This window comes from Mesorhizobium qingshengii (assembly GCF_027563465.1).
Lineage (GTDB): Bacteria > Pseudomonadota > Alphaproteobacteria > Rhizobiales > Rhizobiaceae > Mesorhizobium > Mesorhizobium qingshengii_A.
This window is the reverse complement of sequence record NZ_JAPFQA010000003.1, coordinates 255,694-276,026: the sequence shown is the minus strand read 5'-3', so window position 1 is coordinate 276,026 and position 20,333 is coordinate 255,694. Positions and strand designations below refer to the sequence as shown.

At 63.0% G+C, this 20,333-nt stretch carries 18 protein-coding genes, 1 tRNA gene and 1 pseudogene; 14 read left to right on the top strand and 6 right to left on the bottom strand.

Annotated features, from left to right (window positions below; translation table 11 throughout):
- Window positions 1-25: 25 nt before the first annotated feature.
- Window positions 26-562 (bottom strand): DUF1134 domain-containing protein, encoded by a 537-nt coding sequence (locus tag OOJ09_RS10290; RefSeq protein ID WP_269905282.1) that lies wholly within the window; start codon window positions 560-562, stop codon window positions 26-28.
- A 408-nt stretch (window positions 563-970) separates the two neighbouring features.
- Between OOJ09_RS10290 and chpT the strand changes: the two genes are divergently transcribed.
- Together chpT and OOJ09_RS10280 are read left to right on the top strand one after the other, a co-directional pair.
- Window positions 971-1,600, top strand: a complete 630-nt coding sequence (gene chpT, locus OOJ09_RS10285) for a histidine phosphotransferase ChpT (protein ID WP_269905109.1) — start codon at window positions 971-973, stop codon at window positions 1,598-1,600.
- 245 nt (window positions 1,601-1,845) lie between these two features.
- On the top strand, window positions 1,846-2,214 hold the full coding sequence (locus tag OOJ09_RS10280) for a response regulator (protein WP_269905108.1): 369 nt from the start codon (window positions 1,846-1,848) through the stop codon (window positions 2,212-2,214).
- 192 nt (window positions 2,215-2,406) lie between these two features.
- On the opposite strand, the gene ctrA is transcribed toward OOJ09_RS10280, so the two are convergent.
- Window positions 2,407-3,102 (bottom strand): response regulator transcription factor CtrA, encoded by a 696-nt coding sequence (gene ctrA / locus OOJ09_RS10275; RefSeq protein WP_006203583.1) that lies wholly within the window; start codon window positions 3,100-3,102, stop codon window positions 2,407-2,409.
- Window positions 3,103-3,552: 450 nt separating this feature from the next.
- Between ctrA and OOJ09_RS10270 the strand changes: the two genes are divergently transcribed.
- The gene (locus tag OOJ09_RS10270) at window positions 3,553-3,930 is read left to right on the top strand and encodes a flagellar export protein FliJ (protein ID WP_091578987.1); all 378 of its coding nucleotides are present in this window, start codon (window positions 3,553-3,555) and stop codon (window positions 3,928-3,930) included.
- A 112-nt stretch (window positions 3,931-4,042) separates the two neighbouring features.
- Here OOJ09_RS10270 and OOJ09_RS10265 read toward each other — a convergent pair whose 3' ends face one another.
- Window positions 4,043-4,441 (bottom strand): winged helix-turn-helix transcriptional regulator, encoded by a 399-nt coding sequence (locus tag OOJ09_RS10265; protein ID WP_269905107.1) that lies wholly within the window; start codon window positions 4,439-4,441, stop codon window positions 4,043-4,045.
- Window positions 4,442-4,532: 91 nt separating this feature from the next.
- On the opposite strand from OOJ09_RS10265, the gene OOJ09_RS10260 reads away from it, so the two are divergent.
- On the top strand, window positions 4,533-5,459 hold the full coding sequence (locus OOJ09_RS10260) for an NADP-dependent oxidoreductase (protein WP_269905106.1): 927 nt from the start codon (window positions 4,533-4,535) through the stop codon (window positions 5,457-5,459).
- Between the two features lie 69 nt (window positions 5,460-5,528).
- Here the strand turns inward: OOJ09_RS10260 and OOJ09_RS10255 are convergent, their stop codons facing one another.
- The gene (locus OOJ09_RS10255; protein WP_013529904.1) at window positions 5,529-5,804 is read right to left on the bottom strand and encodes a DUF1153 domain-containing protein; all 276 of its coding nucleotides are present in this window, start codon (window positions 5,802-5,804) and stop codon (window positions 5,529-5,531) included.
- Window positions 5,805-6,059: 255 nt separating this feature from the next.
- Between OOJ09_RS10255 and mnmA the strand changes: the two genes are divergently transcribed.
- On the top strand, window positions 6,060-7,250 hold the full coding sequence (gene mnmA, locus OOJ09_RS10250) for a tRNA 2-thiouridine(34) synthase MnmA (protein ID WP_269905105.1): 1,191 nt from the start codon (window positions 6,060-6,062) through the stop codon (window positions 7,248-7,250).
- A gap of 84 nt (window positions 7,251-7,334) precedes the next feature.
- Here mnmA and OOJ09_RS10245 read toward each other — a convergent pair whose 3' ends face one another.
- Window positions 7,335-8,294: a Gfo/Idh/MocA family protein gene (locus tag OOJ09_RS10245; RefSeq protein ID WP_256753189.1), complete on the bottom strand. Its 960-nt coding sequence runs from the start codon at window positions 8,292-8,294 to the stop codon at window positions 7,335-7,337.
- Between the two features lie 240 nt (window positions 8,295-8,534).
- Here OOJ09_RS10245 and OOJ09_RS10240 point away from each other — a divergent pair.
- The 8 genes from OOJ09_RS10240 (at window position 8,535) to OOJ09_RS10205 (ending at window position 17,911) form a co-directional block, all read left to right on the top strand.
- Window positions 8,535-8,611: transfer RNA gene (locus tag OOJ09_RS10240), tRNA-Met, on the top strand.
- A gap of 544 nt (window positions 8,612-9,155) precedes the next feature.
- Complete coding sequence (locus OOJ09_RS10235; protein ID WP_269905104.1) at window positions 9,156-10,160, top strand: ABC transporter permease; 1,005 nt, start codon at window positions 9,156-9,158, stop codon at window positions 10,158-10,160.
- 36 nt (window positions 10,161-10,196) lie between these two features.
- Window positions 10,197-11,213 (top strand): sugar ABC transporter substrate-binding protein, encoded by a 1,017-nt coding sequence (locus OOJ09_RS10230; protein WP_269905103.1) that lies wholly within the window; start codon window positions 10,197-10,199, stop codon window positions 11,211-11,213.
- Between the two features lie 12 nt (window positions 11,214-11,225).
- Complete coding sequence (locus OOJ09_RS10225) at window positions 11,226-13,343, top strand: ABC transporter permease (protein WP_269905102.1); 2,118 nt, start codon at window positions 11,226-11,228, stop codon at window positions 13,341-13,343.
- Window positions 13,340-14,434, top strand: a complete 1,095-nt coding sequence (locus OOJ09_RS10220) for a strictosidine synthase (RefSeq protein ID WP_269905101.1) — start codon at window positions 13,340-13,342, stop codon at window positions 14,432-14,434. Before OOJ09_RS10225 ends, OOJ09_RS10220 begins: the two co-directional genes overlap by 4 nt.
- Before the next feature lie 3 nt (window positions 14,435-14,437).
- Window positions 14,438-15,937, top strand: coding sequence for a sugar ABC transporter ATP-binding protein (locus tag OOJ09_RS10215; protein WP_269905100.1), 1,500 nt, complete (start codon window positions 14,438-14,440; stop codon window positions 15,935-15,937).
- 125 nt (window positions 15,938-16,062) lie between these two features.
- The gene (locus OOJ09_RS10210) at window positions 16,063-16,959 is read left to right on the top strand and encodes a LysR family transcriptional regulator (RefSeq protein ID WP_269905099.1); all 897 of its coding nucleotides are present in this window, start codon (window positions 16,063-16,065) and stop codon (window positions 16,957-16,959) included.
- 40 nt (window positions 16,960-16,999) lie between these two features.
- The gene (locus OOJ09_RS10205) at window positions 17,000-17,911 is read left to right on the top strand and encodes an arginase family protein (protein WP_269905098.1); all 912 of its coding nucleotides are present in this window, start codon (window positions 17,000-17,002) and stop codon (window positions 17,909-17,911) included.
- 15 nt (window positions 17,912-17,926) lie between these two features.
- On the opposite strand, the pseudogene OOJ09_RS10200 reads toward OOJ09_RS10205, so the two are convergent.
- A pseudogene (locus tag OOJ09_RS10200) lies at window positions 17,927-19,424 on the bottom strand (aldehyde dehydrogenase family protein).
- 142 nt (window positions 19,425-19,566) lie between these two features.
- Here OOJ09_RS10200 and OOJ09_RS10195 point away from each other — a divergent pair.
- Window positions 19,567-20,310: a glucose 1-dehydrogenase gene (locus OOJ09_RS10195; RefSeq protein ID WP_269905096.1), complete on the top strand. Its 744-nt coding sequence runs from the start codon at window positions 19,567-19,569 to the stop codon at window positions 20,308-20,310.
- Window positions 20,311-20,333: the final 23 nt, after the last annotated feature.

Here is a 20,333-nt window from a genome sequence, read left to right as displayed (position 1 = left end):
TTTGCCGCAACGGGACGGGTTCACGTCAGAACGGATTCCAAGTGGCACGCTCGGTAAGCTTCAGATAGCCGAGATTGACACCGAGCCGAGCGCCGACGCCGGTACGGATCGGCACCAGCAGCACGTTGTTGTTCTTCAGCACGTTGAAGCCGACGCCCGCCACCACATAGGCCGAGCCGGCAACGCCGCCATAGCGGTTGTAAAGGCTGCTCACGTCGTCGAGATTGTAGACCAGCATCATCACCCGCGACCCCTCGCCGCCGAAATCCCAGCCGAGCGATGGACCTTGCCAGAACACTTTGTGATCACCGGCGTTCTTGGTGTAGAGTGTGCCTTCGCCATAGGTCAGGCCGCCGATCAGCGCGCCCGAGCCCTCTTCGCCCAGCAGATAACCGTTGGGCAGGCCGTAGGAAGCAAAGATCTTCTCGACGACCGTGGCGAGCCCGCCCGATGTCGCGCCGAAGAACTTGTGACCGGAATCGATAATCTCCTGAGCGGTATATTCCTGGGCCCGCAGGGCTGAAGTCGAGAACACGAGAACGCCCATGAGCGCGATCGTCATTGATACGACACGGACAAATGCCCGGTCTGGGATGACACGGAACAGGGTCCGGTCGTAGAATCGGGAAAACATGCTTCCAATCTCCGTCAGGGAGCACCTTCGCCGACGCCTCGCACCCGTACGGCTCTTTAGCCGGCCGTTAAGGGTAACTGTTACGGGCAAACTATGCCGTAATTCTTTTTCAACCATTAAGCTCACACATGAACATGGCGGTTCAAAGGCTGTTTCGGATCGCTCATCGGCAGCCTGCGTGAACACGCCATTTGCCATGACCACAATTTTGGATTTGTTGCCGCACGCACGGGCGCTGTGTATTCAGAAAGCCCGAGGAGAGCGCGTGATTCGTGTGGGCAGGCGACAATAGATCGCTCGGCCGTGAGTCGTGAAATTTTGCAGGGATTTTCGCCGATGGCCGATCTGTTCACCCTTTCCGCACCCGATCTGGCAGCGCTTCTGTGCAGCCGGGTCTGCCACGACATCATCTCGCCGGTCGGCGCGATCAACAACGGGCTCGAACTGCTCGACGAAGGCGGCGCCGACGAAGACGCCATGAAGCTGATCCGCCAGAGCGCCCGCAACGCTTCGGCCCGCCTGCAATTCGCCCGCATCGCTTTCGGCGCCGCCGGCTCGGCCGGCATGCTGATCGACACCGGCGACGCCGAAGCCGTCGCCATTGCTTTCCTCAAGAACGAGAAGCCGGAACTGAGCTGGAACGGAACCCGCGCGCTGCTGCCCAAGAACAAGGTCAAGCTGCTGCTCAACCTGCTCCTCGTCGCCAACGCCGCCATTCCGCGCGGCGGCAAGCTTTCCGTGACGCTTGAGAACCTCGAAACCGAGCCACGCTTTGCGCTCGCCGCGAGCGGCCCGATGCTGCGCGTGCCGCCAAAATTCCTCGAACTGCATTCCGGTCACAAGCCGGAGGAGCCGATCGACGCGCATTCGGTACAGCCTTATTACACGCTGCTTCTGGCGCGTGAGGCCAACATGACGATTTCGATCCACGCCACGCCGGAAGAAATCGTCCTTTCGGCTGCCTGAAATTCGCGCCTGGCCTCGAAGAAACCGAAGTATTCCAACCCGCAATACCCGCGGCGGCTCTCAACTGAAGTGAGGCCGACTTCGCCAAGATGGCCGTTGCGAAGCATTGCGAAGAACAGCCTGCGAATGGCATCTTTTCAAAAATTTTACCAAATGGCTTTTCGGCTTCTTTACCAGATTGGCCTATGGTGCATTTAGGATGCCACGACGCTACCGGATTGCCAGAAGGCAAAGAGGACCCGGAAATGAAACGCTGCATGTTCGTCGACGATTCAAGCGTCATCAGGAAGGTCGCAAAACGCATACTGGGCGGCTCCGACATGGTGGTCATAGAAGCAGCCAGCGGACTTGACGCGCTGGAGATGTGCGCCGCCGACATGCCCGACATCATCATCGTCGACGGCGCCTTGCCGGATGTAGCCGCTGTCGATCTCATCCGTCGCGTGCGCGCCATGGAGAGCCCGATCAGGCCGCAGATCCTGATTTCGCTGGTCGAACTCGATATCGCTTCGATCATGCGGGCCAAGCGCGCCGGCGCCCAGGGCTATCTGCTGAAGCCGTTCAACCGGCCACAACTGCTCGAGCGTTTTCGCACCTTGAAGATCGCCGCCTGATCCGGCTGGCCAACCGGAGCATTTCCAGGAAGTGCGTGACGGTCTCCCGTCCGGAATTGTGTGAAGACAGAAAGTCAGAGCGGCAGGGTGTCTTATACCGAACCGCTCGGGCTGATTGTCGGCATCAAGCAAAAACCCGGCCAGAGCCGGGTTTTTTGTCGAGAAAGACAGGTTTCGGACGGCGCTCTTCGCTCAGGCGCTGACGCGGATGTCTTCCGGTTCGCGCAACACGTAGCCGCGGCCCCAGACCGTCTCGATGTAGTTCTGGCCGCCGGATGCCGCGTCGAGCTTCTTGCGCAACTTGCAGATGAAGACGTCGATGATCTTCAGCTCAGGCTCATCCATGCCGCCATAGAGGTGGTTGAGGAACATTTCCTTGGTCAGCGTGGTGCCCTTGCGCAGCGAGAGCAGCTCCAGCATCTGATATTCCTTGCCGGTGAGATGCACGCGCTGGCCGCCGACTTCAACAGTCTTGGCATCGAGATTGACCACCAGGTCGCCGGTGGTGATGACCGACTGGGCATGCCCCTTGGAGCGCCGCACTATGGCGTGAATACGGGCGACCAGCTCGTCCTTGTGGAACGGCTTGGTCATGTAGTCGTCGGCGCCGAAGCCGAGGCCGCGTACCTTGTCCTCGATACCGGCCATGCCGGACAGGATAAGGATCGGCGTCTTTACCTTGGAAAGGCGAAGCGTTCTCAAGACCTCATAACCCGACATGTCAGGCAGGTTGAGGTCGAGAAGGATGATGTCGTAGTCGTAGAGCTTGCCCAGATCGACCCCCTCTTCACCGAGGTCCGTCGTATAGACATTGAAACTTTCCGATTTCAGCATCAGCTCGATGCTTTGTGCGGTTGCACTGTCATCTTCTATCAGCAGAACACGCATTTCATTCCCCTTTTCTGCTGCCGGACCATTTCACGACCCGTCCTGGACCGGAGCAGTGGTTGCCTTGTGCAGAGGCTGCCATCGAATGGTTAACAAAACCTAATTTCCCGTCCATGACGGTACCAGATTTTTTAACCCCTTTCTACACCCTCTTGAATCTAATAACGAATCACAGACCAAAATTCCTAATGCGACACATTAATAACCTGGACTAAGTGACTCCAGGGACTCATCGACGCGCTTCCGTATCGGCGACCGGAATTTTTACCCGGCCTTAAGCCCTGACACGTATGATTAACAATGCCCGTAAACGAATGGTTACCGCCGGCAAAAAACTTTAGGGTTTTGTTTCCCATAGTTCCGGGAAAGCCGGTGGAAACGGGCGGCGCCTGAGTCTTTCCAGGTGGATCGACGATATGTGCGAGTGTGCGTTTCCGGGAGTACCGAATCATGAAGTCACGTGAAAACCTCGTTCGGCTGAAGCAGTTTCGGGTGAATGAGAAGCGGCGGCAGCTGCTGCAGCTCGACATGATGATCGCCGAGTTCGAACGCATGGCCGTCGAGCTTGAGCTTCAGATCACCGCCGAAGAAAAGAAAGCCGGCATCACCGACATCAACCATTTCGCCTATCCGACCTTTGCCAAGGCGGCACGTTTGCGCCGCGACAATCTCAGAAATTCGCAAAGCGACCTCGCCCAGCAGCGAAGCGCTGCCGAATCACTACTTGGCGAAGCTGAAGCGGAGCTTTCCAAGGCGGAAATGCTCGAATCACGCGACACCAAGATTCGCGAAGCCGAAATCGGCGGCCGCAGCGCGATGATCGGCTGAAGCCCGGCCTGTCCGTTGCTTCGGCGCTTGCCACTCAGGCAAGCGCGGCATCCCGGGGCCAGTCTTGGCCGAAGGTCACGAAAGCTCGATCGAGCAGACCTGAAGGCTGCCCTCAGGCGGCCCAATTCCCCTCATTTTCGGCGGTTGCCCGTGCCCGTGCATCCTTGATGTCGGGCGCATGCTGCTCCGCCCAGGACCTGATCTGGGTGAGCAGCCCCGCCAGATTCTGGCCGAGCTCGGTCAGTTCATATTCGACGCGCGGCGGGATGACCGGGAAGATCTCACGCCGCACCAGGCCGTCGCGCTCGAGCACGCGCAAGGTCTGCGTCAGCATCTTCGGTGTGATGCCTTCGAGCTTGCGGGCGAGCTCGCCATTGCGCAGCCGGCCTTTGCGCAGCGCGCAAACCACCAGATAGACCCATTTGCTGGCCAGCATCTCCAGCACGGTGTGCGAAGGACACGTTCGCCGGAACGCATCATAGCCGAAGGGGGAGTCGTTATCACTATCCATGAGGTGCCTATATATCAAAAAGGTATATACTGGACAATGTATTACTACTATCCAAATGATAGTGGCACCAACCGAGAAAGGAGACATCCCCATGCGTGCCGTTATCCAGAATTCCGTCGGCGGACCCGACGTCCTTGTCATCGCCGATCAGCCCGACCCCACGCCGAAGGCCGGCGAAGTGCTGGTCCGGGTCAAGGCCGCTGGTGTCAATCCGGTCGATGGCGCCGTCCGCGCCGGCAACTATAAGCTTCTGGGCGAACCGCCCTTCATTCTCGGCTGGGATATCTCGGGAACGGTCGAGGCACTGGGCGCCGGGGTCTCCGGCTTCCAGATCGGCGACGAGGTGTTCGGCATGCCGCGCTTCCCCAGGCAGGCGGCGGCGTACGCCGAGCTGGCCGCGGTTCCCGCTGACGAAATCGCGCCGAAGCCCAGCGGCGCCGACCACATCCAGGCGGGCGCATTGCCGCTGGCCGGCCTGACCGCCTGGCAGGGCCTGGTCCGCCATGGCGGATTGAAATCGGGCCAGCGCGTGCTGATCCACGCGGCAGCCGGCGGCGTCGGCCATCTGGCGGTGCAGATCGCCAAGGCGCACGGCGCTTACGTCATCGCCACCGCCAGCCCGCAGAAGCTCGATTTCGCCCGCTCGCTCGGCGCCGATGAGGTTCTCGACTACACCAAGGGCGATTTCGCGGACAGGCTTCGCGACATCGATCTCGTGCTGGAGACTGTTGGCGGCGACCATGCCGAACATTCGCTGAAGGTGCTCAAGCGTGGCGGCGTGCTGGTATCACTGCTCAATGTCAGCGACGCGACGAAGACGCAGGCCGGCGCGCAGGGCATCCGCGTCGAGCGCATGTCCGTCGTGCCAGACCGTGAAGGTCTTGCGGAACTCGGCAAATTGATCGATGCGAAAGAGCTCGCTGTCCACGTGGCGAGGACATTCCCACTCGAGCAGGCGGGGGCTGCCCACGCCTTTCTTGCCACCAGGCCGATCGGCAAGGTGGTGCTTACGGTCTGACCGTCGGAGGAATCACTTCGAAAGACACAAAGGGCGCGGATACCGCGCCCTTGTCCAAATTCTCGGCTGTCAGTGCCGGTATTGCTGGATGCGCGTCGTGCGCAGCCCGGCAAGGCCATATTCGTCGATCGACGCCTGCCAGGACAGGAATTCCTCGGTGGTCAGCTTGTAGCGCTGGCATGCCTCGTCGAGGCTCAAAAGCCCGCCACGCACCGCCGCAACCACTTCCGCCTTGCGCCGGATAACCCAGCGACGTGTGTTCGTCGGCGGCAGATCGGCAATCGTAAGAGGGCTGCCGTCAGGCCCGATAACATATTTGACTCTCGGTCTAACCAGATCGGTCATCGTACTCTCTACAAAAAACTCAAAGACCCAATCCCCGCCACGTTACCGCCACAGCTTTAAAATTTGCCTAAGCAGACCCTAATGACTAGGTAAGGATCATGAACGCCGCGTTAGTCTTTTGGTCAGCATTTTAAACACCTCGCGGCTGGTTCGGATTCGGACACAAAATCGGCGGGCCCTCGAAGCTGGCGCAGCCGCAGTGCTTGACCTATATTCCAGCCACTGGCATTCAGCGCCGGGCAGAATGAAAGAACCATGAACAGCCTCGATCTTCCCGGACGTCCCGAAAACACCCGTATCGTCGTCGCCATGTCGGGCGGCGTTGATTCGTCGGTCGTCGCCGGCCTGCTGAAGCGCGAGGGCTATGATGTCGTCGGCGTCACCTTGCAGCTCTACGACCATGGCGCGGCGACACACCGGGCCGGCTCATGCTGCGCCGGGCAGGACATCGACGATGCCCGTCGCGTCTCCGAGACGCTCGGCATTCCCCACTATGTGCTCGACTACGAGGAACGCTTCCGCAAGTCGGTCATCGATCCCTTCGCCGAGAGCTACGTCGCGGGCGAGACGCCGATCCCTTGCGTTTCCTGCAACCAGACGGTGAAGTTCGCCGATCTTCTGGCCACCGCCAAGGAGCTTGGTGCCGAAGCGCTGGCCACCGGCCACTATATCCGCTCCGGCGCCAATGGCGCCCACCGGGCGCTCTACCGGCCGGTCGACGCCGACCGCGACCAGAGCTATTTCCTTTTCGCCACCACGCAGGCGCAGATCGACTATCTGCGCTTCCCGCTCGGCGGCCTGTCCAAGCCGCAGGTTCGCGCCATCGCCGAGGAGATGGGACTGACGGTCGCCGCCAAGCAGGACAGCCAGGACATCTGTTTCGTGCCGCAAGGCAAATATTCCGACATCATCGCCAAACTGAAGCCGGCGGCGGCCAATCCAGGCGACATCGTCCATATCGACGGCCGCGTGCTCGGCCGCCACGAGGGCATCCTGCGCTACACGATCGGCCAGCGCCGCGGCATCGGCATCGCTTCCGGCGAACCGCTCTACGTCGTCCATCTCGACGCCGACCGGGCGCGCGTCGTGGTCGGCCCGCGCGAGGCGCTGGAGACGCACAAGATCTATCTGCGCAACATGAACTGGCTGGGAGACGGGCCGCTGGCCGATGTTCCCGCCGGCGGCCTGGAGCTGTTCGCCAAGGTCCGCTCGACGCGCCCGCCGCGCCCGGCCGTGCTGCATCACGGCAATGGCGTGACATGGGTGGAACTGGTCGATGGCGAGTCCGGCATCGCGCCCGGACAGGCCTGCGTGCTCTATTCCGATGACGGCAACGAGGCGCGCGTGTTCGGCGGCGGTTTCATCGAGCGTTCGGAGCGTGGCGCCGAGGCCGAGGCCATGCTGACCCGGCTTGCCGCCAGGCCGGCGCAGATTCCCGCCGAATAAACCATTATTCTCTCGGAGACTGTTTGGAAATTCGCTCTGGCCGCCTTCGCTCTGGCCGCCAGAGCGGGATTTCCAGGCGCTCGCTCAGGACTTGGTGTGCGTGACCGTGCCCGCGGTCAGGATGCGCAGCACCCTAATGGCTTCCTCGCCGCTGGTACGGGGCTCGGCCCGCGTCTCGATGCATTGGATGAAATGCTCCAGCTCGCGCGTCAGCGGCATGCCTTGGGCAACCGCGACATAGGACGGCTCATTGGTGGTGAAGGCCCATTGGCCGCTGTCCTGCCACACCGCGTGGCGATAGACGGCAAGCTTGCGTTCCCATGGCTCGACATCGTCGAACACCGCCATCGCCTTGGTGCCGACGACGGTCAGCCGCCGCTCGCGATAGGGATTGAGCCGCGAGGCGAACAGATGGCTGCGCAGGCCGTTGGGAAAGCGCATGTGCAGATGCGCGAAGTCGCTGAGATTGTCGAGCAGGGCGGCGCCCTCGCCGCGCACCTCGATCGGCTCCGTGCCGGTGATGGCCAGGATCATCGACAAATCGTGCGGCGCCAGGTCCCACAGTGCATCGTTCTCGGTGTGGAACTTGCCAAGACCGAGCCGGTGAGAGTGGATATAGCGGACTTCGCCGAGCTCGCCATTGTCGATCAACCCTTTGAGGGTCTCGAAGGCGGGATGGAAACGCAAGACATGGCCGACCATGAAGACGCGGCCGTTGTCCTTGGCGGCTTGCACCGCGCGCTCGGCGTCCGCCACCGTCAGCGCGATCGGCTTTTCCACCAGCACATCCTTGCCGCCTTCGACGGCGCGCACGGCAAGATCGGCATGGAACTGCGGCGGCAGCGCCATGACGATGGCGTCGATGTCGTCACGGACGAACAGCTGGTCGGGCTCGATCGCCAGACAGTCCTGCTCGCTGGCGAAACCTTCGGCGCGGGCACGGTTGAGGTCGGAGACCGCGTGCAGCGCGCCGAGCGCTTTGAGGGTGCGGATGTGGTTGCTGCCCCAGTATCCGCAACCGAGGACTGCAATGCGCGGTTTCATCTGTTTTCAAACTCTAAGAAGTCGTGGCCGAGACATAGCGACGTGTCCCCTCGAACTCAACCCCGGCAGCCGCGCTCAAATGTCCGCGCGGCAAAGCTTTTCGGCGGCGACAATAAGCCGGCGCGGCGGCTGCTTCGAAGCTTGACAGGCTCACCCTCCCAACCTTATATCCGCGCGACCTTGGCGAGCGCCCGGACATGCCTTTCGATTTGAGGCGGATTTCGGGCCTTTCGCCGCCCTGGCGGGGTAGCTCAGTTGGTTAGAGCACGGGAATCATAATCCTGGGGTCGGGGGTTCAAGTCCCTCTCCCGCTACCAGCCCCTCCCCAAGGGGTTGATATCTCAGCAAGCCGCTGGTTTTGAACGCCTTTCTTCTCGATCTGCTCCCTTTCCCTGGCAGCTTTTCGGGATGGAAGACATGGCGAGGCCTCTTTATCTGGCTGGAAAAACCCGCTGATCTGAAGTTCAAGCGCAACATCCCTGCGAGGTTACAATCCGTCGCGGGAAAGCCGCGATTGTGGAGCGCGTGCGAGGCAAAAGTGCTGCCTGGAACTCGCCGATCGCCGATGCGGTTCGTTGAACCTGGGCACACCGGCTCCTGTTAGCCACGAACTCTTCGTCAATGCCGAGGCTATCTCGCTGCCGGGCGATAGCGGGCTGAAGTTGCGGGCCTTCGGTTTTTTGGCACCCGGGTCTCCACACGAACAAACTGCACAGCGCATCAGAAAATCGAAATTGCCCCTGCCGTCTCGAGCCGCAATGGTCTTCGGGGAGGCAGCCGGCTTGGGGCTGTGGAGGAACCGCCGGAGCGGCAAGGCCGCTCGGGCAAGCTGTCGCCTGAGGCTGGCAGCGCGAGGGAGGAATGGAATTGGCTGGTTCGGGCAAATCCGACGGCGCGCGCATGGGCATCAAAATGTCCCAGGAGCTGGTCGTCGTCGCGATCTCGGTCATCCTCTTCATCGTTTTCTCCGCGACGCTCAACAATTTCCTGAGCCAGGGCAACATCATTGCCATCCTCAAGAACGTCTCGATCCTCGGCACGCTTGCCGTCGGCATGGGCTTCATCGTCGTCGGCCGCGGCATTGATCTCACCATGGTGGCGGTGATGGTGGTCGGCGTCGCCTTCAGCATCTGGATTTCCACCTGGGGCGTCGACTTCACGCTGGCCGTGGTCTGCGGCGCCCTTCTTGCAGCGGCCATCGGCCTGTTCACCGGCATCATGGTGGCGATTGCCGAAATCCCGCCGATCTTCGCCACGCTTGCCATCGCCTCCTCGGTCTACGGCTCGGGCCGCATCGTCTTTGCCTCCGACGTGCTCTATGCGCCATCAAACATCGCCTGGCTGAAATTCATCGGCAGCGGCACCATCCTCGGCATCCCGATGGTCGTGGTAATCTTCGGCGCGGTGGCGGCGCTGATGGGCTTCTTCCTGCGCAAGACCCGCTTTGGACGGCTGGTCTATGCCACCGGCGACAATCCGAACGCGGCCCGCACCACCGGCCTGCCGACGCGCCCGATCATCGTGACGCAATATGTGCTGAGCGCGCTCATCGCCTTTACCGCCGGCATCATCATGCTGGGGCTTGTTACCGGCATCGACACGCGCCTCTATAATTCCAGCCTGATCTACGACGTGCTTTTGGTCGTGGTGCTGGGCGGCATCGGCCTCTCCGGCGGCCAGGGCGGCGTGCGCAACGTCATCGTCGGCACCATCCTGGTCGGCATCCTGACCAACGGCATGACCATCCTGAACTTCAGCTACACCAGCCAGAACCTGATCAAGAGCGTGATCCTGCTGGGTGCGCTGGCGATCGACGCCATCATCAATCCGCGCGACGAGCAGACCTCGCAAAGCGGCGACATCTAAAAACATCAAGCCGAGACATCAATCAGGGAGGAAACCATGAAGTTATTCAAGAACTGCCTGTTCGCGGGCCTGACGGCGCTTTCGCTGCTGGGCGCCGCCAACGTCACCACCGCGCAGGAAACCGACCAGGTCGGGCGGGCGCCCTATCTGGAGGCGCTCAAGGGCAAGAAGGTCATCTTCGTGCCGATCTCGCAGGGCATGGACCTCAACCAGTCCTGGGTCGTGGTGTGGCAGCGGCACGCCGCCCGCTACGGCTTCAGCCTCGAGGTGCGCGATCCCAACGGCGACACCAATGCCGGCATCCGCGCCATGCAGGGCGCCATTGCCGAGAAGCCGGACCTGATCATCGTGCAGAATCCGGACGTGCAAACCTACGCACGCCTGCTGAAGCAGGCGCAGGCCGCCGGCATCAAGGTGCTGCAGGTCAACATGCAGTCGGCGACCCAGACCGACAGCTATGTCGGCAATGACTGGATCGAGATGGGCCGCCTCGAAATGGGCGAACTGGCCAAGCATTGCACCGGGCCGAACGCTGTCTCGCACAAGGTGGTCTGGCTTGCCGGCGTCCAGACGGGTGCTGCCAACATCTACATGCGCACCGGCATCGATGAGGTGCTCAAGGCCAATCCCGAGCTGCAGCTCGTCTCCGACCAGCCGGCCGACTACATGAGCGAAAAAGCCCGCCAGATCACCGAGACGGTCCTCCAGCAGCATCCGGACCTGTGCGGCATCATGGGCATCTGGGACAACGCCGAAGTCGGCGCCGGTGCCGCCGTCGCGGCTGCCGGCAAGCAGGACCAGGTGACCATCGTCACCAATGGCGCGGGCAGCGCCACGGGCTGCGAGAGCATCAAGAACGGCCTGCTCGATGTGATCTTCAACTTCAACTCGCCCATCCAGGCGGAGATCGCCGCGCAGCAGATTTCCGAATTGCTGCAGCATCCCGATCGGCAGGCGGGCAGCGAGAAGACCATATTCTTCGGTCCGATCACCCGCGTCGACAAGACCAATGCCACCGGCAGGAACTGCTGGAAGCTGGACGAGCTCAAGTAACGGACTGTCTCAATGAGCATGGCCGAAAGCCTTGTGCGCTGGCGCTACCGCCTGCTCCCCGACCACGTGGTCGGGGAGATCCTGACCAAGAAGTGGATCGACAGCGTCATCCCCTTCACGGCGCTGGTCATTCTGTGCGCGATCTTCGGCTCGATCGTGCCGGGCTTCTTCAGCGTGGCGACGCTGACCAATCTCAGCGGCCAGACCGCCGAGCTCGGTCTGGTCGTGCTCGGCATGACCATCGTCATGGTCTCGGGCGGCATCGACCTGTCGGTCGGTTCGACCTTCGCGCTGGCCGTGCTGGTGACGCTCTACGGCATGAATGTCGGGCAATGGAGTTTCGGCACCGGCCTGCTCGCCTGCCTCGGGCTCGGCATCGTCTGCGGCGCCATCAATGGCTTCCTGGTCGGCTTCCTGCGCATGCGGGCATTCCTGACCACGCTGGTGACGCTCATCATCTACCGCTCGACCTTCGACGTCATCTTCCCGCAGGTCTCGACGCCGATCGTCACCAGCGGGCCGGATTCCCCGACCTACGATTTTCTCGGCTTCGGCACGATCTGGGGCGTGCCGACCTCCTTCGTCGTCTTCGTGGTCATCGCACTGGTGATCCATCTCATGCTGTCACGCGCCCGCTATGGCTGGCGGCTGTTCGCGGTCGGCGGTGCGCGCCGCTCCGCCTACAATGCCGGTATCAATGTGCGCTTCACCCTGTTCAGCGCCTACGTGCTGTGCTCGGTGCTGGTCGCGCTCTCTGGCTTCTTCTTCTCGGCCCGCATCGGCAGCGCTGCTTCCGATATCGGCACCGGGCTCGAACTGCAGGTCCTGACCGCGACGGTGCTCGGCGGCATCTCGCTTGGCGGCGGGCGCGGCTCGGTGGCCAAGGCCCTGATGGGGACGATCTTCGTGCTCGTCCTGTCGAACAGCCTGCTCGCTCTGGCCGTGTCAGGCCCGGTCAACTATCTGATCCTCGGTCTCGTGCTGCTTTTCTCCGTCCTCCTCGACGTGCGCTGGGTGAAGAACCGCCACAAGATCCTGCGCAGCGTCTACATCTCGCCGACCTTCGCCAAGATGCGCGAGCCGATCTCGACCGCGCCGGGCACGCCGATAGCGGTGAACGACCGGTTGAAGGATGTCGGCGTGATCGGCCTTGGCGTCCTCGACGGCGCCGAAGATGTGATCTTCGACCGCCAGGACCGGCTCTACACCGGCACCCGACAGGGCGACATCCTGCGCTTCCAGCCGCCGCACTACACCGAGAGCGAAGTGTTCGCCCACATTGGCGGCTCGCCGCTCGGCATGGCCTTCGACCGCGACGACAATCTGGTCATCTGCGTCGCCGGCATGGGCCTTTACCGGGTCGCGCCGAACGGGGAGGTGAAGCTGCTTACCGCCGAGACCAATCGCTCGCTGACTTCGGTCGTCGACGACTCGACCATGAAGCTCGCCGACGATTGCGACATCCTGCCCGATGGCCGCATCGTCTTTTCCGAAGCCACCGTGCGCTTCGAGATGCACGACTGGTACGCCGATGCGCTGGAAAGCCGTGGCAACGGACGTATCATCGTCCACGATCCGAAATCCGGTTCGACGCGCACGCTGCTGTCGAACCTGGTCTTCCCCAATGGCATCTGCACGGCCTTCGACGGCCAGTCCGTGCTGTTCGCCGAAAGCTGGGCCTGCCGCATCAGCCGCTACTATTTCGACGGCCCGAAGAAGGGCAAGGTCGAGCGCGTCATCGAGGGATTGCCCGGCTATCCCGACAACATCAACCGCGCCTCGGACGGCACCTACTGGCTCGCCTTGATGGGGATGCGCACGCCAGCGCTTGACCTGTCGCTGGAAATGCCGGGCTTCCGCCGCCGCATGGCGCGGCGCGTCTCGGAAGATGCCTGGCTGATGCCCAACCTGAACACAGGCTGCGTGCTGCGCTTCGACGAAAAGGGCCAGATTCTCGAAAGCCTCTGGGACCGCGCGGGCGAGAAGCATCCGATGATTACCTCGATGCGCGAGCACAAGGGGGTCCTTTATCTCTGCGGCATCTTCAACAACCGCATGGGCACGCTGCCGCTCAAAGGCGTCGATCCCAACTGGTTCAGCTCGGATTCCTACTGGGGCAAAAAGGCATGAGCGCCGTGAGCCAGCTTTTCGATCGTTTTCTCGGCCGTGGCGACTGGGCGGTGACGGTGCCGACGCTTGACGGCCCCTTGCTGCCCAACCAGGGCCTCGAGGAAGCCGAGACCTTCGCCAGCCTCGCCGACGCCGACAATCTCGTGCGCACCGACAAAGGCGTGCTGGCGGGCAGTGCCGCCTCGCTGGTGCGTTTTGGCGCCGACGGCCATGCAGAGGTGCTGCAGGAATTTCCCGGCGAGATCACGGCACTTGCCCATGCCCGCGGCATGACCGCTGTTGCGATCGACGGCAAGGGTGTCGTCATTCGAGGCGGCCTGCATGACGGGCGCGAGGCAACAGGCGACGAAGCGCTGCGGCTCTCCTGCATCACCGCCCTCACCTTTCTCGACAGCAACAGCCTGCTGATCGCCAATGGCTCGGCGTCGGTACCCGCGAGCGGCTGGCGCCGCGATCTGATGCAGAAGAACGCTTCCGGTTCGCTCTGGCGCCTCGATCTGAAAAGCGGCCGTCTGGAATTGATCAGGGACGGACTGGCCTGGCCGGCCGGCATAGCCACCACCGGCTCCAACCGCATCTATGTCACGGAGGCCTGGCGCCACCGTGTGATGGCGATCGACCTTGCCACCAGAACGACGACGGCGGTGCTGGAACATCTGCCGGCCTACCCCGCTCGTATCGCGCCTGCCTTCAACGCCGGCTACTGGCTGACCTTCTATTCCGTCCGCAACCAGCTGGTGGAGTTCATCCTGCGCGAAGAGACCTATCGCAAGCGCATGCTGGCCGAAGTCCCTGAACAGTTCTGGGTGGCGCCGTCGCTGAGCTCATGGCGCGATTACCGCGAGCCGATGCAAGGCAGCCAGTTGAAGCAGATGAATGTGCTGAAGCCTTATGCCGTCACCCGATCCTACGGGCTGGTGGTGCACTGCGACCAGAACATGAAGCCGCTGTCGAGCTTCCATTCGCGCGCCGACGGCACGGTGCACGGCACGGTCAGCGCCTGCGAGTCTGGTGACGATCTGCTGGTCGCCTCGCGCGGCGGCTCGAGGGTCGTGCGCGTGGCCGGCGCCGCCGGCGGCAAGCGAGGTTAAGCGATGTCGGACGCCAACATCATCGAGCTCAGGAACGCGACCAAGGCGTTCTCGCGCATCCCAGCCTTCAAGAACGTCAATTTCGACCTGCGCAAGGGCGAGATCCATGCGCTGCTCGGCGAAAACGGCGCCGGCAAATCCACCCTGACCAAGGTCATGGCGGGCGTGTTCAAGCTGACCGAGGGCAAGATGACCTTCGACGGCAAGGACGTCTCCTTCTCGACGCCCGCCGAGGCACTGCGCGCCGGCATAGCCATGGTGTTCCAGGAAACCAATCTGGTGCCGGCCATGACCGTGGCGCAGAACCTGTATCTCGGCGAAGAGAAGATGTTCAACCGCCTGCGCGGCCTCTACATTCAGGCACGGCAATTCCTGGCCGGCATGGGCTTCCAGGTCGATCCGACCGCGCAGGTCAGCACGCTGGGCGCGGCGCACAAGCAGATGGTCGAGATCGCGCGTGCCGTTCACCACAAGGCCCGCGTCATCATCTTCGACGAGCCGACCGCGACATTGACCCCGGAAGAGAAGAGCCACTTCTTCAACCTGCTGCAGCGGCTGGTCAAGGAAGGCATCGCCATCATCTTCATCAGCCATGCGCTGGAAGAGGCGCTCGCCGTCGCCGACCGCATCACCGTCATGCGCGATGGCGAGATCGTGGCATCGGGCGACGCCAAGGGTTTCACGCGCGCAACCATCGTGCAGGCCATGGTCGGACGGACGTTGACCGAGACGCTGCACGGCGAGGTCAAGCGCACGGCACGGCCCTATGGCGACAAGGTGCTTTCCGTCGAGAACCTGTCCTGCGCCGGGCTGGTGCGCAACTCCTCATTCTCGGTCTTTTCAGGCCAGGTCACCGGCATGTTCGGCCTCGTCGGCGCCGGGCGCACCGAGATGGCCAAGGTCGTTGCCGGCCTGTTGAAGCGCAACATCTTCCATGGCGGCGAAATCCGCCTGCTCGGCAAATCAGTGCGCTACCGCGTGCCGAGGCCCGCGGTGCGCGACGGCATCGTCTACGTCACCGAGGACCGCAAGTTCGACGGCTTCTTCGAAACCATGACGGCGGGCGAGAACCTGCAGATGGGCGAGTTGACCGAGGGAGCCAACCCGGTCTCGATGGTGTCGCTGGCGCGTGCCAGGCAGCTTGCCAGGGAATGGGGCGAGCGCCTGAGTCTGCGGCAGATCAGCGACCGCGCCCGGATGATCGAACTCTCCGGCGGCAATCAGCAAAAGGTCGTGATCGCCAAGTCGCTGATCCAGAAGCCGAAGCTGGTGATCTTCGACGAGCCGACGCGCGGCGTCGACGTCGGCGCCATCGTCGAAATCCACCAGCTCATCGGCGATCTCGCCGACCAGGGCATGGCCGTCGTCGTGATCTCTTCCTATCTGCCCGAAATCCTCGCCGTTTCCGATCGTATCCTGGTCGTGAAGCGCGGCCGCGTGGTCGAGGAGATGATGCTGTCCGAAGCGACCGAAGAACGCGTCATGTTCGCCGCGGTACACTGATCCCGGTTCGAAGAGGGATATCTTTGCTGGCTAAGCCAGGACCAATGCCTGGCCCGGCCCTATTGCCTTGCAATCGGTTCCGCGTCTGAATACGTCAGGAGGTCTGATCACCTGCCCGAGCGGACATGTCCAGCATCAACCTCAAACTTCTGCAGACGTTCCTGCTTGCCGCCGAAAACGGCAGCTTCCGTCGTGCCGCCGAAGAGAGCAACCGCTCGCCATCGGCGGTCTCGATGCAGATCCGCGACCTCGAGGAGCAGATCGGCATCTCGCTCTTCATCCGTACCGCGCAGCGTGCCAGCCTGACGCCGGAAGGCCAGGTGCTGTTCGAAGAGATCGCAAATGCGATGTCGCAGGTGCAGACCAGCCTCGACCGGCTGACCGAGATCGCCGCGCGCCGCAAGGGCAAGGTCCAGATCGCCTGCGCCCCGACGCTTGCCGCGAGCCGGCTGGGCGATATCCTCGCGACGTTCAAGCTGCGCTATCCCCGCTCGATCGTCGAGGTCATCGAGACCCCGCCCCAGGCGGCCCTTGGCCTTTTGCAGCAGCAGGAGGTCGAGTTCTACATCGGCCCCGAACTGCCGAACCTGACGGACTTCCAGTTCGAATCGATCCTCGACGATCCGCTGATGGCCTGCCTTCCCACCGAAATATACGGCGGCGAAAAGAAGCTGCTGCTCTCCGACCTCTTGCGCTATCCCCTCATCCTGCTCAACCGCAAGACCGCGGTGCGCGGCCTTGTCGACCGGCTGACGGCGGCTGAGGGCATCGAGCTGAAGCCGCAATATGAGGTCGAAAGCGCGCAAACGGCGGTGGCGCTCGCCTCCTCGGGGCTGGGCGTCTGCGTGGTGCCGGGCATCGCCATCTCACGCAATGACGAGCGCATGCGCGTCGTGCCGATCGACCATCGCGACGCCCACCGCTCCGTCGGCATCATCACCGCCCGGGGTTATGTGCATCATTCGTTTTCCGAACAGCTGATGAACCTGATCCGCACCAATCTGCGCGAACTGGCAAACTGATTTCACCGCTGCACATCAAAGCTTGCAAAGGATCGCCGATATGTCCCAGCTTCCCGGCTTTCTCGGCTTTCCCGCGCAACTGCCCGGCGGCCAACAACCACGCGTCGTGCTGTTCGGCGCTCCGCATGGCAGCACCTATCCCGGTGCCGATCCATCGGGTTTCGCCAGCGCGCCGGCCGCAATCCGCGCCGCCAGCCAGGACGATGCGCAATTCCCGGACAGCTGGGACTTCGACCTCGGCGGCCCGCTCTTTGCTGGCCATGATCCCTGCTGCGTCGATGCCGGCGACCTGCCGACGTCGGCGCTCGACAATGCCGGCAACCGCAAGCTGATCGAAGAGAAGACGCGCGCCATCCTCGCCGCCGGCGCCACACCGCTGATGATCGGCGGCGATGATTCCGTACCAATCCCGTTCTTCGCCGGTTTTGCCGATCATGGCCCGATCTGGATCCTGCAGATCGATGCCCATATCGACTGGCGTGACGAGCGTTATGGAGAGCCGCTCGGCTATTCGAGCACCATGCGCCGGGCGAGCGAGATGCCGCATGTCGCCGGCATCGTGCAGGCGGGCATGCGCGGCGTCGGCAGTGCCCGGCCGCTGGAGGTCGAGACCGCCAGGAAATGGGGCGCGCATCTCGTCACGGCGCGGGAAATCCATGCAGAGGGCATCGAAGCAGCCCTGAAATACATACCCGAAGGCGCGCGCATCGTCGTGACCCTCGACTGCGACGGCCTCGATCCCAGCGTGATGCCCGGTGTCGCCGGCCGCGCACCGGGCGGACTGACCCATCAGCAGGCGATCCGGCTTATCGAGGGCGTGAGCCGGCGCGGCCGCCTTGTCGGCTTCGACCTCATCGAATTCCATACGCCCGATGACATCGCCGGCATAACCGCGCTGACCGCCGCGCGCCTTCTCGTCAATGCCATCGGGCGGATCGTCAGGCAGGCTTGAGCCGGCATTGTGTGATCAGTCGGTCTGGATCCAGACCGACTTGGGTTTCGAGATATTCGTGCAGGTGCTCGATGCCGCCCTCGCGGCCATAGCCGGACATCTTCATGCCACCGAACGGCACGGCCGGGTCGATGGCATGGTACATGTTGACCCACACCGAGCCGGCCTTGATGCGGCGCGCGAGCTTGTGCGCTGTGCCGAGATGCGTGGTGAAGATGCCGGCCGCCAGCCCATAGGGCGTCGCATTGGCGCGCGCCACAGCCTCGTCCAGCGTGTCGAAGGGCATCGCCGAAATCACCGGGCCGAAGATCTCTTCGCGCGCGATGGTCATCTTGTCCGACACCGCGCCGAACACCGTGGGCGCGATGAAATTGCCGCCATCATAGAGCTCGCCCGTCAGCCGCGATCCGCCGGTGACCAGTTGCGCGCCCTCGTCGCTGCCGGCCTTGATATAGCCCTCCACCTTGCCGGCCTGCCTGGCGTTGATCAACGGCCCGATTTCTGTCTCCGAGTCGATGCCATGGCCGATGCGCAGTCTGCCGGCATACTCGGCGACCCGGCGCACGAATTCGTCATGGATTTCGCGGGCGACGAACAGCCGCGAACCGGCGATGCAGATCTGGCCCGAATGCACGAACACCGCCATCGCCGCGACCGGGACGGCCTTGTCGATGTCGGCGTCGCGGCAGACGATGATCGGCGACTTGCCGCCGAGCTCCAGCGAAACGCGCTTGAGGTTGGTCACGCCCGCCCGCGCGATCGCTTGTCCGGTAAGAGTCGAGCCGGTGAAGACGATCTTGTTGACGTCGGGATGTTCGGCGAGCCGCGCGCCGGCTTCGGCCCCGGTGCCGGTCACTATGTTGACGACGCCATCGGGCACACCTGCTTCCTGCATCAGCCTGGCGATCAAAAGCGGAGTCAGCGAGGCATCCTCGGAAGGCTTCAGCACGATGGTGCAGCCGGTGGCGAGTGCCGGCGCGATCTTCCAGATCGAGGCGGCGGTCGGCGCGTTCCAGGGAATGATGGCGCCGACAACGCCGACCGCCTCGCGCCTTGTGAAGCTGACGATCTCGCCGGGAATCGAATTGTCTATGGATTCGCCATGCAGCGCCGTCGCCATGCCGGCATAGAAGCGCAGCATGCCGATGACGCGGCGCCGGTTGGCCAGCGTGCGCGTAATCGGTAGGCCCATGTCGAGCGTGTCGGAAACGCTGAGTTCTTCCCAATGCGTCTCGAACAGATCGGCGATGCGCAAGAGCACGCATTGCCGCTCATAGGGCGAGAATTTGGACCAGGGCCCTTCGAAGGCCGCGCGCGCGGCCTTGACCGCCGCATCGATGTCGGCGGCCGAGCCGCGCGGCACCGTCGCCAGCACCTCGCCCGTCGCCGGATTGAGCGCCTGCATCTCCTGGCCGGACTGCGCCGCGACCCACTTGCCGCCGATGAACATCGGCCGGAATTCGCCATGGTAAAGCGTCGTGGCCTTCGCCCTCGGGTCGAAGCTCAGCGTCATCTCTTCCTCCTCACGAATTCCGCCGCGACTATTACTCCCGCCGCCGCCGACCTCAAACCAGGAAAGCTAAAAGGGCGTTCAGATAATCGGACTGTGCAACACGAGCGACTTCCCCGATGGTGCCGTCAACGGAGGAACAGATATGAGACTTGCTGGCAAGGTCGCCATCGTCACCGGTGGCGGTTCGGGTTTTGGCGAAGGCATCGTCGGGAAATTCATCACCGAGGGCGCGCTGGTCGTGCTCATGGACCGCGACGGAGAGGCTGCTTCGCGGGTCGCGAGCGAGGTCGGTCAGAATGTGCGGCCGATCGTCGGCGACGTTTCGACACTGGAGAGCTTCGTGGCGGCCGCCGATCTCGCCCGCTCGGCCTTTGGCGGCCTCGACATACTGGTCAACAATGCCGGCGTCGCGCAGCCGCCGCTGCCGCTGGAGACGATGGACGAAGGCCTGTTCGACAGGATCGCCAACGTCAACATGCGCTCGATCTACAACGGCGCCCGCGCGGTCGTCCCGCATTTCAAATCCTTCAGATCGGGCGCCATCCTCAATGTCGCCTCCACCGGCGGCGTCTCACCGCGCCCGAACCTCACCTGGTACAACGCCTCCAAGGGCTGGGCGATCGCCGCCACCCGCGCGATGGCGGTGGAACTCGCCCCCTTCGGCATCCGCGTCAACGCCATCAACCCGGTCGCCGGCGACACGCCGCTCCTGTCCACCTTCATCGGCTCCGGGGAGGAGAACCGCGCCCGCGTCGTCGCCACCATTCCGATCGGCCGGCTGTCGACACCGGCGGATATGGGCAATGCTGCCGCCTTCCTGTGTTCCGACGAGGCCAGCATGATCACCGGCGTCGACCTCAACGTCGATGGCGGCAAGTGCATTTGAGATTCTGGCGCATGGGGGTTCGG

Excerpts from the sequence above, each read along its gene's own strand:
- OOJ09_RS10290 (WP_269905282.1), bottom strand. The coding sequence starts at position 562 with ATGACGATCGCGCTCATGGGCGTTCTCGTGTTCTCGACTTCAGCCCTG.
- chpT (WP_269905109.1), top strand. The coding sequence starts at position 971 with ATGGCCGATCTGTTCACCCTTTCCGCACCCGATCTGGCAGCGCTTCTG.
- OOJ09_RS10280 (WP_269905108.1), top strand. The coding sequence starts at position 1,846 with ATGAAACGCTGCATGTTCGTCGACGATTCAAGCGTCATCAGGAAGGTC.
- ctrA (WP_006203583.1), bottom strand. The coding sequence starts at position 3,102 with ATGCGTGTTCTGCTGATAGAAGATGACAGTGCAACCGCACAAAGCATC.
- OOJ09_RS10270 (WP_091578987.1), top strand. The coding sequence starts at position 3,553 with ATGAAGTCACGTGAAAACCTCGTTCGGCTGAAGCAGTTTCGGGTGAAT.
- OOJ09_RS10265 (WP_269905107.1), bottom strand. The coding sequence starts at position 4,441 with ATGGATAGTGATAACGACTCCCCCTTCGGCTATGATGCGTTCCGGCGA.
- OOJ09_RS10260 (WP_269905106.1), top strand. The coding sequence starts at position 4,533 with ATGCGTGCCGTTATCCAGAATTCCGTCGGCGGACCCGACGTCCTTGTC.
- OOJ09_RS10255 (WP_013529904.1), bottom strand. The coding sequence starts at position 5,804 with ATGACCGATCTGGTTAGACCGAGAGTCAAATATGTTATCGGGCCTGAC.
- mnmA (WP_269905105.1), top strand. The coding sequence starts at position 6,060 with ATGAACAGCCTCGATCTTCCCGGACGTCCCGAAAACACCCGTATCGTC.
- OOJ09_RS10245 (WP_256753189.1), bottom strand. The coding sequence starts at position 8,294 with ATGAAACCGCGCATTGCAGTCCTCGGTTGCGGATACTGGGGCAGCAAC.
- OOJ09_RS10235 (WP_269905104.1), top strand. The coding sequence starts at position 9,156 with ATGGAATTGGCTGGTTCGGGCAAATCCGACGGCGCGCGCATGGGCATC.
- OOJ09_RS10230 (WP_269905103.1), top strand. The coding sequence starts at position 10,197 with ATGAAGTTATTCAAGAACTGCCTGTTCGCGGGCCTGACGGCGCTTTCG.
- OOJ09_RS10225 (WP_269905102.1), top strand. The coding sequence starts at position 11,226 with ATGAGCATGGCCGAAAGCCTTGTGCGCTGGCGCTACCGCCTGCTCCCC.
- OOJ09_RS10220 (WP_269905101.1), top strand. The coding sequence starts at position 13,340 with ATGAGCGCCGTGAGCCAGCTTTTCGATCGTTTTCTCGGCCGTGGCGAC.
- OOJ09_RS10215 (WP_269905100.1), top strand. The coding sequence starts at position 14,438 with ATGTCGGACGCCAACATCATCGAGCTCAGGAACGCGACCAAGGCGTTC.
- OOJ09_RS10210 (WP_269905099.1), top strand. The coding sequence starts at position 16,063 with ATGTCCAGCATCAACCTCAAACTTCTGCAGACGTTCCTGCTTGCCGCC.
- OOJ09_RS10205 (WP_269905098.1), top strand. The coding sequence starts at position 17,000 with ATGTCCCAGCTTCCCGGCTTTCTCGGCTTTCCCGCGCAACTGCCCGGC.
- OOJ09_RS10195 (WP_269905096.1), top strand. The coding sequence starts at position 19,567 with ATGAGACTTGCTGGCAAGGTCGCCATCGTCACCGGTGGCGGTTCGGGT.